Source organism: Flavobacteriaceae bacterium (assembly GCA_014075215.1).
In the GTDB taxonomy this organism is placed as follows: domain Bacteria; phylum Bacteroidota; class Bacteroidia; order Flavobacteriales; family Flavobacteriaceae; genus Polaribacter.
This window is the reverse complement of the sequence record CP046177.1, coordinates 2,051,567-2,063,759: the sequence shown is the minus strand read 5'-3', so window position 1 is coordinate 2,063,759 and position 12,193 is coordinate 2,051,567. Positions and strand designations below refer to the sequence as shown.

Below are 12,193 nucleotides of genomic sequence, written 5' to 3'. Positions count from 1 at the left end.
AATCTAAAAAATGGACATAAGGGATGAAAAATTTAATCTTAAAAAATAGCAGTTACCAACATTTAGAAATCGGTTTTAAAGAATGGTTGGATATTTTAGGTTACAACCCAATGAGTGTTTACAATATGCCGAATATCGTTAGAGAATTTTTACACTTCTTGGAAAACAACAGAATAAATCATATCCATAATTTACAACATCAACATATTAAAAACTATTACAATTACATCTATAACAGAAGCAATTTAAGACGTGGTGGCGGATTAAGTAATAATTACATCAACAAGCATTTACAGGCTATCGAAAAGTTTTTAGAGTACTTACATCATAAAGGCGTTCGTAATGTTCCGAATCTTGGAATACCTTTATTAAAACTCAATACCAAAGACATCACCGTACTATCAAAAGAAGATATACAACTACTTTATAAAGTAACCTATAGAGATACCGAGAACCAACGACAAGAAATATTACAAGCAAGAGATAGAGCCATTTTAACCGTTTTTTATGGTTGTGGATTACGAAGAAATGAAGGAACTCATTTGGAGCTAAATGACATCAATTTAGACAGACGTATTTTACACGTTAGAAAAGGTAAAAACTACAAAGAACGTTTTGTACCATTTAGTAAACAGAGTGCAAAAATATTAGAAGAATACATTTATGATTACAGACCAATATTGGCAAAAAGCAAAAAAGAAAGTCGTTTGTTTATTGGTGTTACTTCAAAACCAATGACTGGAGGAACTTTATATACACGATTAAAATTACTGCAATTACAAGTAGATAATATAGAATTACAGAACAAACATTTAACGCTTCATAATTTACGCCATAGTATTGCTACTCATTTATTGCAAGCAGGAATGCCATTAAATAAAATCAGTCGCTTTTTAGGACATAGTAGTTTAGAAAGTACACAGATTTACACGCACTTAATAGACCAAAACAATGAACAGCTTTAAACAATTTTTAGAAAGTAAAGAATTAAGCAGTACCACTATTAAACGCTACAATACCAAAGTATTAAATTTTATAAGTTGGTTAGATAAAGACAATACAGAAGTAGAAAATACAACTACAAAAGAACTCACAGCATACTTATATTATTTACAAAAGAAAGGATTATGTAATGCTACAAGAAGTCATAATTTAATTGCTCTAAAACATTATTTTAATTGGCAAATATTACACAATAAACGCATTAACAATCCTGCAAAACATATAAAATTAAGAGGAACACACACCAAGAAATTACACGATATATTTACACTAATAGCATTAGAAAAGTTGTACAATGATTATCAAGTCCCAAATGAAGATGACAAGCGAAATAATAGAAATTGGTGGCAAGTACATTTACTCACACGAAAACGAAATAAAGTAGCATTAGGATTATTGATTTATCAAGGATTAACCACTAAAGAAATAGATACACTTACTTTAAAAGGTTTGCAATTACGAGAAGGAAAAATCTATATACAAGGCGATAAAAAAGGAGCAGAAAGAAGTTTAGAATTAAAATCATATCAAATAATGGACTTGATGGAATACCAACTAAAAACACGATTAGAACTCTTAAAACTATCCAATAAAGAAAGTAATCAATTATTTATAAGCAAAGGAAAAAGTAACTTCGGAAACGATAACTGGAAACGTTTTGCAGAAACATTACGAAAGCAAAATAAAAAGTTCCAAAACTTTAGACAAATACGTGCTTCAGTAATAACACATTGGTTGGGAATATACAATTTACGACAAGTTCAATATATGGCAGGACACAAACATATAAGCAGTACAGAAACTTATTTAGTCAATAAATTAGAAGATTTACAAAGTGATATAGATAAATATCATCCTATGATTTAGGTATCGCACTTTTGGAGGTCACAAATTGTGACCTCCAAATAAAAACCTATTTTTACAAACAGAAATTATAGTATAAAATGAGCGAAAATAATAACGGAAAACCATTAGTTCCAAACGAATTAATAGCAAGTAGAATATTACTAATTAGAGATTATAAAGTAATGATAGATAGTGATATTGCAGAACTTTATGGAGTAACTACAAAAAGATTAAATCAGCAAGTAAATAGAAATATAAATCGTTTTCCTTCTAACTTTATGTTTGAACTTACAGAAGCAGAAAAAAAAGAGGTGGTTGCAAATTGCAACCACCTTAAAAACTTAAAATTCTCGTCATTTTTACCAAAAGTATTTACAGAACACGGAGTAATGATGCTTGCAAATGTTTTAAGAAGTGAACGAGCAACAACAATGAGTGTTAAAATAATAGAGATTTTTATTGAAATGCGAGAAGCAATCATAGACAATCTAAATTTAAAACTTGACATTGAAGAAATCAAAAAGAAGCTAACAAATCACAGTAAGAATATTGAATTAGTTTTTAATTATTTAGATGAATTAACAGTGTCTCGTCCTAAAATAGGGCTACAGTTAATTATTAAAATTTATGCTACATTTTTGTGCACGTAATTAGGTGTTTTATAATCTAAAGATAAATGTAATCTTTTATTATTATATAATTTGATTGCATTTTTTGTTGCTTTTTTGGCGTGATTGATATTTGTAAATGTTTGGTCGAGGAAGAATTCATCTTTTAAAATTCCGTTAACTCTTTCGGCCATTGCGTTTTCGTAGCAATGATTTTCTTGGGTCATACTGATTTGTATCTTTTTTCTTTTCAAAATTTGAGTATAAACATTGCTACAATATTGTATTCCTCTATCAGAATGATGTATGATTTCTTCGGTATTTTTAGTTTGATAAATAGCTTTATTTAAAGCTCTAACACAGCCTTTAAGTTCTAAACTATCACTAATATCATAGCCTACTATTTTTCTTGAATACATATCAGTAATAAGTGCTAAATAACAAAATCCATTTATAGTTCTTATATAGGTAATATCCGAAGCCCAAACTTGGTTAGGTCTATTAATGATCAGGTCTTTTATGATATTTTTATATTTATAAAAACGATGGTAAGAGTTGGTTGTTTTAGAAGAATATTTTTTCCTTCTAATTAACAAATTATTTTCTTTTAAGATTCTAAATAACTGGTCTCTACCTATATTTATATTCTGTTTCCTAAAATCATTATGTAAGGATTTCATTAGCTTTCTAGTACCTTCTCTGGGTAATGTTTTCCTGCTTTTTTTAACAAGCATTATTACATTTTGTTCTATTTGTTTTTTAAGAACAAACCTTTTTTGATATTTGTAATAAGCATCTCTTTTTAACTCGAAAGCATTACAAATAGTAGCGATGGCGTACCTTCTTTTTTTTCTATTAATCGGTGCTATTTTCATTAAGGCTTTATGTTTAAGTTTTTTTTTAATTCTTCAACATTTTTATAGCCAAGATTTTCAGCAGCTACTTCAAGATAACTATCATTCACAAGTTTATCTAGATCCTTTTTAATAAGAAGATCTTTGAGTTGTTTTAGCTCTTTTTGAAGGGCTTTAATACGGGATAATTCGTCGTCTGTTTGCACGGTTACACGGGTGTTCATTAAATCTTTACGGTCATATTTTTTAATCCATACGTTTATCGTACTAGATTGTATGCCGTAAGTTAAGGCAATTTGTCTTTTGGAATGGTTTCCTTTGGTAAGTTCTGCTAATACTTTGAGTTTAAAACTCTCACTATAACGTCTTACATATCCATCATTTTTATACATATACTTGTTGTTTTTTGTATACATATTTCAGGACGGGTCAGAATTACGCCCAACGGTTTTGTATAAGATTAGTTGGCTATTTCGGAGTGACCATGCCACTGATTTCGGTCAAACAGTGCCACTCATAGAAGTATTGCAATAATAGTTAAAATTTAGTTTTTATCATTTTGTAAAATGGTTTTTCTCATTGATTCACCTTCGAGCATTATTCTATGTGATGAGTTGACGATACGGTCTAAAATGGCATCAGCAATAGTACCTTCTCCTATAGTTTCATACCAAGCTGACACAGGTATTTGTGATGCTATTATAGTTGATGATTTTCCATGTCTGTCATCTATAATATCCATTAACGCCTCACGAGCATGATTATCAAAACTCTGAAGCCCAAAATCATCAAGTATTAAAAGTTCAACTTTTAAGATTCTATTAAGTTCTCTGAGGTAGGTTCCATCAATTTTACAAAGTTTTAGTCTTTTAAACATTCTGGCAGTATTTTGATACAGTGTTTTATGTTGTAACATACAGCTTTGGTGTCCCAAAGCTTGTGCGATATAGCTTTTACCTACGCCAGATGCACCTGTTATAATAATATTTTCCTGTCGTTTAAGGAAGTCTAATGTGACTAAGTGGACTTGCTACATTTAGAGTGACAAAGAGTTAAGCTAATTTTATCTAAAATAACTTAACCATATGAAACGAAGAAAATACAGTAAAGAGTTTAAAATTAAAGCAGTAGAATTAAGCAATGTACGAGGTAACACAAAGCAGATTGCCATGGAATTGGGAATCAGTGCAGATCTTATTTACAGATGGCGTAGAGAATTAGAACAGCGTCCTGATTTAGCTTTTAGCGGTAATGGCGTCAAACAACTCACAGAAGATCAGAAAGAGTTAGAGCGATTACGTAAACAGCTCAAGGATGTTACCATGGAGCGGGATATCTTAAAAAAGGCCGTGAGCATCTTCTCCAAGAGCGATCGGAAGTATTGAAATTTATCAAAGATTACAGTAGAGAATATCCGGTTGGGAAGATGTGTAAAATTTTTAAAATTAGTAGAAACAGTTATTACAGGAGTAAGAATTATGTTCCATCAGATAGAGATGGAAAAAATCGTATGCTACTCTCTGAGATTCACCGTATCTGTGAGCGAAGTAAATCTACTTATGGAAGTCCTAGAATTACAGAGGAACTCAAAGCTAAAGGGTTTAAAGTATCTAGGTCTAGGGTAGCACGATTGATGAAAAAACACGGGATTAAAGCAGTTCGTAAAAAGAAATTTGTTGTCACGACAGATTCTAAGCATCAATATCCAGTAGCTGATAATGTATTGGATAGAGATTTTAAAGCTACCGCTGCTGCACAGAAATGGGTTTCTGATATTACCTATTTAAAGACTGCACAAGGATGGCTGTACTTAACGGTAATTATTGACCTGTTTGATCGTAAAGTCATTGGTTGGTCTTTGAGCAATGGACTCAAAGCAAGACAAACTATCATTGCTGCATGGAGAATGGCTGTAAACAACAGAATGCCTTGTGAAGGTATGATTTTTCATTCTGATCGAGGTGTACAATACGCATCTCATGCGTTTGTTAATATCCTTAAAAGTTATCATGTAACACCCAGTATGAGTAGAAAAGGAAACTGTTGGGATAATGCAGTAGCTGAATCTTTTTTTAAAACAATCAAAACAGAACTAATGATAGACAATAAGTTTATATCCAACAAAAGTCTTCAAATTAAAGTCTTTGAATACATAGAAACTTGGTACAACAGATACAGAAGACATTCTGCTCTTGGTTACAAAAATATCATCGAATTTGAAAAATTATATCAAATCAAAAATGTAGCTTAACCTTTTGTACCATTTTTTGTTGCATATCCAATAGTTGTGTATATGGTAAATAGACGCTCTAACTGTAAATTATCAAACGTTAGAAGCGCCTTCAAATCATAATCGCTTCCCTTAAATAAACGAAGATAACCATTGACGGTATTACGAGATATGCCAAGGGTTATACCTATTTTACGATTACTTAAACCATCTAAATGAAGGCTTAGTATTTGTTTTAAGTCCATAGGATCAAGTGTGTTTGCCATGCTGTTATTTTTATAATAAACAGCAAGGTAATTGCTTACTTAATCTCTATAAGTGGTCACTGTGTAATGTCAATGTGTGGCACAAATCAAACCGTAAAACTAGCACAGTTTAAACCGTAATTAATGGCACTATGACTCCGAAATCAATGGCACAAATCGAAACGGAATAGCCATTAGTTGCGTGTGTTGGCACGAACCTTACTAAATACAAAACTAACTAAAATGTTTGCGAGTATTTTCCAAATTAGCAAAAACAAGCAATTAATTTTATACGGTGTTGGCACAAGTACTTACTTATAAGCGAAAATTAAAGAAAGACCAGTCTTTAATTTAAATGGAAAAACTGAAGTATTTTTTTCAAGTAATGACCACTTGCCATTATTTATAAATTTATTAGAATAAAATGTCTTACTTGATTTTGTCGATGCAAAACTTAGTTTAATATAATTATTTCGTTCATTTTCAAGAATAGATTTATTTAAATCTTCAAACCCAATAAATTCTATACCTAAAAATACACCTTCTTTTGGTATTTTATAAATTTCTCCTAAATCAAATATTATTGATTTAGACTCATCTGATAATGAATAAATTATATTTTCTGTATTTATCTTTTCGCCTATCTTTCCCTTGTCATTTGAGTATAAAATCAAACGGAATATAGCCCTATGAATATTTTCACTTTTTAATTCTATCAAGTTTTCTATTGGAAATCTAATTTTTGATAGTGTTTGAATATCTTTATTTTTTTCGAAGAAAACACTAAATTCAGTCTTTGGTTGAATATTCCATTGGTGTTTTTCTTTTCTTTCTTTGCTCCATTCATTAAAATCTTTCGATGATGAAATAACCACTTCGTCTAAAAATTGATTTTTTTGAGACAACCAAATGGTATCTTTTATTGTTTTGAATTTTATTTTAACTTCATTATATAAAATATGTGAAATTAATAAACTATCACTTTCATTACTATTTATTTTGACTAAGCCTTTACTATCCGAATATTCGCCTCTGTCTTTCCCTATTACTGATACGCTACAATATTCTACTGGTTGGTTGTTGTTTTCATCCAATATTATGAGTTTTTTCTCTTGTGAATAAGAATAAATTTGACTAAATAAAAACGCGATGAATAATATTTTTTTCATTTTGATTGAATTTAAATCTGCTTTTCATTTAATGAAAAGCAGATTTGTTAAACTTAATTAGCAAGGATTTGCATAAGAAGTTGATTCAGATACAACTACCCAAAATACTTGATAAGTAGTCGTGCAATTTTGATAACAACTTCCTGGCTCAATTGAGTAAGATGGATCACAAGTTGTTGTTGAACCCCAAAATTTCATTGGTGATTCTTCTGAACTTTTCGCAGACATCAAAACAAATGATGCCACAAACAAGCCTAATAAGGCTAGTTTTTTAGATTTTAAAATTGCTTTACGCATAATTAAAAAGGGTTTAAATTTTCGCACTTTACTTTTGTAAGAGTGTAAAGTACTTGCATTATTGCCTTCCAACTAAGGAAACTCTTTTAACATTTCTAGTCGTCAGTTTCGTCGCTCGTATGTCTCGTCCTAAAATAGGGCTACAGTTAATTATTAAAATTTATGCTACATTTTTGTGCACGTAATTAGGTGTTTTATAATCTAAAGATAAATGTAATCTTTTATTATTATATAATTTGATTGCATTTTTTGTTGCTTTTTTGGCGTGATTGATATTTGTAAATGTTTGGTCGAGGAAGAATTCATCTTTTAAAATTCCGTTAACTCTTTCGGCCATTGCGTTTTCGTAGCAATGATTTTCTTGGGTCATACTGATTTGTATCTTTTTTCTTTTCAAAATTTGAGTATAAACATTGCTACAATATTGTATTCCTCTATCAGAATGATGTATGATTTCTTCGGTATTTTTAGTTTGATAAATAGCTTTATTTAAAGCTCTAACACAGCCTTTAAGTTCTAAACTATCACTAATATCATAGCCTACTATTTTTCTTGAATACATATCAGTAATAAGTGCTAAATAACAAAATCCATTTATAGTTCTTATATAGGTAATATCCGAAGCCCAAACTTGGTTAGGTCTATTAATGATCAGGTCTTTTATGATATTTTTATATTTATAAAAACGATGGTAAGAGTTGGTTGTTTTAGAAGAATATTTTTTCCTTCTAATTAACAAATTATTTTCTTTTAAGATTCTAAATAACTGGTCTCTACCTATATTTATATTCTGTTTCCTAAAATCATTATGTAAGGATTTCATTAGCTTTCTAGTACCTTCTCTGGGTAATGTTTTCCTGCTTTTTTTAACAAGCATTATTACATTTTGTTCTATTTGTTTTTTAAGAACAAACCTTTTTTGATATTTGTAATAAGCATCTCTTTTTAACTCGAAAGCATTACAAATAGTAGCGATGGCGTACCTTCTTTTTTTTCTATTAATCGGTGCTATTTTCATTAAGGCTTTATGTTTAAGTTTTTTTTTAATTCTTCAACATTTTTATAGCCAAGATTTTCAGCAGCTACTTCAAGATAACTATCATTCACAAGTTTATCTAGATCCTTTTTAATAAGAAGATCTTTGAGTTGTTTTAGCTCTTTTTGAAGGGCTTTAATACGGGATAATTCGTCGTCTGTTTGCACGGTTACACGGGTGTTCATTAAATCTTTACGGTCATATTTTTTAATCCATACGTTTATCGTACTAGATTGTATGCCGTAAGTTAAGGCAATTTGTCTTTTGGAATGGTTTCCTTTGGTAAGTTCTGCTAATACTTTGAGTTTAAAACTCTCACTATAACGTCTTACATATCCATCATTTTTATACATATACTTGTTGTTTTTTGTATACATATTTCAGGACGGGTCAGTATTTGTGCCAACGGTTAGTATATGAAAAGTAGGCGATTTCGAAGTACCAAACTTTTGGTTAAGCACAAAGTTTGATACGAGCCAAAACCCTCGAATCAACTACTGTTTCGCCTATTTTTTATATACATTGTTACCTGCTGGCTTTTTTTTCGCAAACTTGCTAGCGTTGGAGGTTTAAGCTCTTTTATTTTTTTGTGCGTTGGCTTTAGCGTTGGCAAAAAAATAAATGTGCTTGAACCTTGCGTTGGCTAATCCGCTATTGCTTTCGGGTTAATATTATATTTTTTAAACAAGAAATCATTTCTCTCTTCTAACGAGTCTGTCGTTAGTAAATAATTCTTTTCATTTTCATTCAAATTGCAAATCCCAAAATCCTTGACGTAATTCTTGGCTAAAGCAAAATAATTGCCTGAATATGGTTTGCTTGTTTTTTTTATGTAATACCAAAACAATTTAGATTCCAAAATCCTTTTTAGAACTTTCAGTTCCCTTTAAGAGTACAAATAAAAACCTCAACTATTTGATTTTAAATATATTGAGATTTTTTATTTTCTGTTTTAGACAACATTTAGACATCTTTTTGAAAAAGCACTAAACTTTGACATCCTTTGCAAACACTTGAATTTGTTGAGTTATTACTTATTTTGAGGTCTTTTCGACTTTAAAACGTTTCATCAATTTTGTAAGCCTTGTTTAGGATATTGTAATTATTTATTAATACCTTGAAGTGCTTTTTGAGTTTTTTAGTGCTACTAATTGTAAAATCTTGGTATTTGTTGTCATCATTGTTTGTGAAACGTACATTTAACCTTGTTTCGTCATTTTCTATGACGTGTTTTATAAACTCTTTTGCTTGACCCAATGCCAGTATATCCGAATGTTCTGTAACGCCATTATCTACATCTCTAACTGTTTTATCTGTCTTGACTTTAAAAACAACGCCTTTATGTGTTCTTATTTCTTTACGACTACCTAAAAGATAACTGACTTCATCGTAAAAAATCCAATCACTATTATCAAAATGATTAACGAGCCTAATATTTGTTAAATATGGTTTGCCGTTCTTTTCCATCATACCAAAATAAATTTGTAGGTAAGTTGTAGATAAAGTACTTACAGTAAAATCTTTGCTTTCTAATGAAACTGGTTTTGACTTAACCCACGATATTTTTTTATGGTAGTCATTTTTCATAATTACGCCTTTGAGTTTAATCTTTTCTTGTTTTTGTGAAAAAACGAAACTCATTGATAAAATTGCAAGTAATAGTAAAAAGTGTTTTTTATTCATAATATTATTGTTTTGTGTTAATTTTTTCTTGTGTGAAACAGTATGTGCCACCAATTATAAAGAAGATTGCAGGAAATATTAAAAAGACGTTTGCCGTTACGATTGATATTAAAATTAACAAGCCACATAACAACATAACAAATCCAGCAATTCGATAAAACCTTTTTGAAATAAGGCTAAATAAAAAACCTATTACGGCAGACCATAAAACTAATTTGAAATAAAAAAGTGATTGTTCAGTTTTTAAGTCATCACTCATAACGGTATCACTCATTTCTAAAATGAATGTCGATGACAATAATGTAAATAAGGCATTTGGTAAAGCAGTTATTAATCCAATTATTCCGTAACGCAAAGGTTTTGATGAAGTACCTTTTTTCATAAATGATAAAATTTTATGTTTTACCAGTTACAAATAAAACGTATTAAACAAGAAAGGGCGTGAAACTGAACCATACCCCTTAAAGGCATCTCCAAACGCCCAAATTCAATACAGTCAGCCACGCCCAAACTGGGCGTAACGATTAACTGTATTTTCTGAATTTGTTTGAAATTGGAGATTTCTTAAGAGAAAAATACGATTACGCTACTATGCTTTATTATGTCAATTTTACGGTTTTATTGGATCAATCTCAAAAGTTGTGTGTGAATTTAAAATAGTATTGTGATCTTTGTAAAAAAAGGAGGTTGGATACTTATATAGATTTACTAAAATTAATTTTACCAGAGTTGTTAGTTGAACATTTTGATTTGTCAAAACATAGTGTTGAAAATGAAGTGATGCATTTGTATTTTGAAGAACGTAACATAGTTCCCAAAGAAGAATCAGAACGTATCTTGATAGCTCACGGATTTCATAAAGAGCTTACCATTCAAGACTTTCCATTACGAGGCAACACAGTATATCTTCACATTAAACGTCGTAGATGGTTAGATAGGAAGACCAAACAAATTGTACAAAGAGATTGGAATTTAGTAGCACAGGGGACTCGAATGACAGAGCAGTTCGCTGCTTTTTTAAAAGAAATTAGTAGATAGAGAAACCAGTGATTGTAGAACTATAGGTAGATTTTACGGAGTTGATGGTAAAAAACTTGGACGTCAATATCGTGATTATTTAAGTGAGTTTAAACAATGGAAACAAAAAAAACATGCTAAAGAGTGGCATGTTTTTCCTGAAAATATAGGTGCTTATTTATCTATTGATGAAACAGCATTGTCTAAAGGAGAACTCTACACCATTATTACCAATAAAAAAGCCAAAGGTAAAAAAGGAGCTATTGTAGGGGTTTTTGCAGGCACTAAGATAGAACCCATTATAGAACAGTTACTTAAAATATCCTCTAAAAAAAGAAACAAAGTCAAAGAAATTACACTAGATATGGCGAACTCTATGAAAAATATAGCCAAAACATGTTTCCCTAAGGCCATACAAGTAACTGATAGATTCCATGTGCAAAAACTAGCTCTAGAAGCGCTACAAGATATTAGAATAAAACATCGATGGAATGCAATAGACCTAGAAAATGACCTAATCAAGTTAGCAAAAACAAAAGGTAAAGAGTATCAACCTGAGATATTTGACAATGGGGACACTAGAAAACAACTCTTAGCTAGAAGTAGATATTTACTCTATAAATCTCCTGAAAAATGGACACAAAATCAATATCTAAGAAGCAAAATACTTTTTGAAAAATATCCTGATATTCAAAAGGCTTTTAACTTAAATCAGAGCCTTAGAAATATATTCAATACAGCTAAATCAATACAAATTGCATATACAAAACTAGCACATTGGTATAATGATGTAGAAAAATCTGGTTTTAAAGCTTTTAATACAATAGCAAATACAATTTCTATAAATTATCGGTCAATACTCAATTATTTTATCAATCGGAGTACAAATGCTTCTGCTGAATCTTTTAATGCTAAGATTAAAGCCTTTAGAGCGCAGTTTAGAGGTGTTAAAAATGTAGAATTCTTCCTGTTCAGATTAACACAAATTTTTGCCTAAAACACAACAATTAGTCTTGATCCGTTTTATTCCGACTTCAAAGATATTGAATATTTTAGTTATAAACCTATTTGGTTAATTGTCAACAATAATTAAAAATCATACTAAACATCTTATTTGTTATATTACGTGCGCACGTGCGCCCGGGCGTAGTTGTTTATAAATACGGTCTAATCTATTGTTTTTATTCAAATTCCCACCTTTTAAAT

Annotated in this window: 14 protein-coding genes and 2 pseudogenes; 6 read left to right on the top strand and 10 right to left on the bottom strand. The window is 30.3% G+C overall.

What is annotated here, in order from left to right; translation table 11 throughout:
* Positions 1 to 23: 23 nt before the first annotated feature.
* The 3 genes from GKR88_10155 (at position 24) to GKR88_10145 (ending at position 2,498) form a co-directional block, all read left to right on the top strand.
* A complete protein-coding gene (locus GKR88_10155) occupies positions 24 to 965 on the top strand; it encodes a tyrosine-type recombinase/integrase (GenBank protein ID QMU64613.1) in 942 nt (313 codons plus the stop codon).
* Positions 952 to 1,869: a tyrosine-type recombinase/integrase gene (locus tag GKR88_10150; protein QMU64612.1), complete on the top strand. Its 918-nt coding sequence runs from the start codon at positions 952 to 954 to the stop codon at positions 1,867 to 1,869. The genes GKR88_10155 and GKR88_10150 overlap by 14 nt, the downstream gene beginning before the upstream one ends.
* A 77-nt stretch (positions 1,870 to 1,946) precedes the next feature.
* The gene (locus tag GKR88_10145; GenBank protein QMU64611.1) at positions 1,947 to 2,498 is read left to right on the top strand and encodes an ORF6N domain-containing protein; all 552 of its coding nucleotides are present in this window, start codon (positions 1,947 to 1,949) and stop codon (positions 2,496 to 2,498) included.
* Here the strand turns inward: GKR88_10145 and GKR88_10140 are convergent.
* The 3 genes and pseudogenes from GKR88_10140 to GKR88_10130 form a co-directional block, all read right to left on the bottom strand.
* A complete protein-coding gene (locus tag GKR88_10140; protein ID QMU64610.1) occupies positions 2,474 to 3,331 on the bottom strand; it encodes an IS3 family transposase in 858 nt (285 codons plus the stop codon). The genes GKR88_10145 and GKR88_10140 overlap by 25 nt on opposite strands.
* Entirely contained in the window at positions 3,331 to 3,702 is a 372-nt protein-coding gene (locus GKR88_10135) for a transposase (GenBank protein QMU64609.1), read from the bottom strand. The genes GKR88_10140 and GKR88_10135 overlap by 1 nt, the downstream gene beginning before the upstream one ends.
* 152 nt (positions 3,703 to 3,854) lie before the next feature.
* A pseudogene (locus tag GKR88_10130) lies at positions 3,855 to 4,337 on the bottom strand (ATP-binding protein).
* A 58-nt stretch (positions 4,338 to 4,395) separates the two neighbouring features.
* Here GKR88_10130 and GKR88_10125 point away from each other — a divergent pair.
* Positions 4,396 to 5,561, top strand: a protein-coding gene (locus GKR88_10125; protein ID QMU64608.1) for an IS3 family transposase whose coding sequence is annotated in 2 segments (ribosomal slippage) — positions 4,396 to 4,645 and positions 4,645 to 5,561 — 1,167 coding nt in all. Because the reading frame shifts where the segments join, the coding sequence is not laid out codon by codon here.
* Positions 5,562 to 5,590: 29 nt separating this feature from the next.
* Here the strand turns inward: GKR88_10125 and GKR88_10120 are convergent.
* The 7 genes and pseudogenes from GKR88_10120 to GKR88_10090 form a co-directional block, all read right to left on the bottom strand.
* Positions 5,591 to 5,806 (bottom strand): annotated as a pseudogene (locus tag GKR88_10120) (IS21 family transposase).
* A gap of 290 nt (positions 5,807 to 6,096) precedes the next feature.
* Positions 6,097 to 6,954 (bottom strand): hypothetical protein, encoded by an 858-nt coding sequence (locus GKR88_10115; GenBank protein ID QMU64607.1) that lies wholly within the window; start codon positions 6,952 to 6,954, stop codon positions 6,097 to 6,099.
* 57 nt (positions 6,955 to 7,011) lie between these two features.
* Positions 7,012 to 7,323, bottom strand: a complete 312-nt coding sequence (locus GKR88_10110; GenBank protein ID QMU64606.1) for a hypothetical protein — start codon at positions 7,321 to 7,323, stop codon at positions 7,012 to 7,014.
* A gap of 88 nt (positions 7,324 to 7,411) precedes the next feature.
* Positions 7,412 to 8,269, bottom strand: coding sequence for an IS3 family transposase (locus tag GKR88_10105; GenBank protein QMU64605.1), 858 nt, complete (start codon positions 8,267 to 8,269; stop codon positions 7,412 to 7,414).
* The gene (locus GKR88_10100) at positions 8,269 to 8,640 is read right to left on the bottom strand and encodes a transposase (protein ID QMU64604.1); all 372 of its coding nucleotides are present in this window, start codon (positions 8,638 to 8,640) and stop codon (positions 8,269 to 8,271) included. Before GKR88_10100 ends, GKR88_10105 begins: the two co-directional genes overlap by 1 nt.
* Positions 8,641 to 9,343: 703 nt before the next feature.
* Entirely contained in the window at positions 9,344 to 9,970 is a 627-nt protein-coding gene (locus tag GKR88_10095) for a hypothetical protein (protein QMU64603.1), read from the bottom strand.
* 4 nt (positions 9,971 to 9,974) lie between these two features.
* The gene (locus GKR88_10090; protein ID QMU64602.1) at positions 9,975 to 10,352 is read right to left on the bottom strand and encodes a hypothetical protein; all 378 of its coding nucleotides are present in this window, start codon (positions 10,350 to 10,352) and stop codon (positions 9,975 to 9,977) included.
* 305 nt (positions 10,353 to 10,657) lie between these two features.
* Here GKR88_10090 and GKR88_10085 point away from each other — a divergent pair, with 305 nt between their 5' ends.
* Positions 10,658 to 11,008, top strand: a complete 351-nt coding sequence (locus GKR88_10085; GenBank protein QMU64601.1) for a transposase — start codon at positions 10,658 to 10,660, stop codon at positions 11,006 to 11,008.
* 22 nt (positions 11,009 to 11,030) lie between these two features.
* Positions 11,031 to 11,984 (top strand): DDE transposase, encoded by a 954-nt coding sequence (locus GKR88_10080; GenBank protein QMU64600.1) that lies wholly within the window; start codon positions 11,031 to 11,033, stop codon positions 11,982 to 11,984.
* Positions 11,985 to 12,193 lie beyond the last annotated feature (209 nt).

Excerpts from the sequence above, each read along its gene's own strand:
- GKR88_10155 (QMU64613.1), top strand. The coding sequence starts at position 24 with ATGAAAAATTTAATCTTAAAAAATAGCAGTTACCAACATTTAGAAATC.
- GKR88_10150 (QMU64612.1), top strand. The coding sequence starts at position 952 with ATGAACAGCTTTAAACAATTTTTAGAAAGTAAAGAATTAAGCAGTACC.
- GKR88_10145 (QMU64611.1), top strand. The coding sequence starts at position 1,947 with ATGAGCGAAAATAATAACGGAAAACCATTAGTTCCAAACGAATTAATA.
- GKR88_10140 (QMU64610.1), bottom strand. The coding sequence starts at position 3,331 with ATGAAAATAGCACCGATTAATAGAAAAAAAAGAAGGTACGCCATCGCT.
- GKR88_10135 (QMU64609.1), bottom strand. The coding sequence starts at position 3,702 with ATGTATAAAAATGATGGATATGTAAGACGTTATAGTGAGAGTTTTAAA.
- GKR88_10115 (QMU64607.1), bottom strand. The coding sequence starts at position 6,954 with ATGAAAAAAATATTATTCATCGCGTTTTTATTTAGTCAAATTTATTCT.
- GKR88_10105 (QMU64605.1), bottom strand. The coding sequence starts at position 8,269 with ATGAAAATAGCACCGATTAATAGAAAAAAAAGAAGGTACGCCATCGCT.
- GKR88_10100 (QMU64604.1), bottom strand. The coding sequence starts at position 8,640 with ATGTATAAAAATGATGGATATGTAAGACGTTATAGTGAGAGTTTTAAA.
- GKR88_10095 (QMU64603.1), bottom strand. The coding sequence starts at position 9,970 with ATGAATAAAAAACACTTTTTACTATTACTTGCAATTTTATCAATGAGT.
- GKR88_10090 (QMU64602.1), bottom strand. The coding sequence starts at position 10,352 with ATGAAAAAAGGTACTTCATCAAAACCTTTGCGTTACGGAATAATTGGA.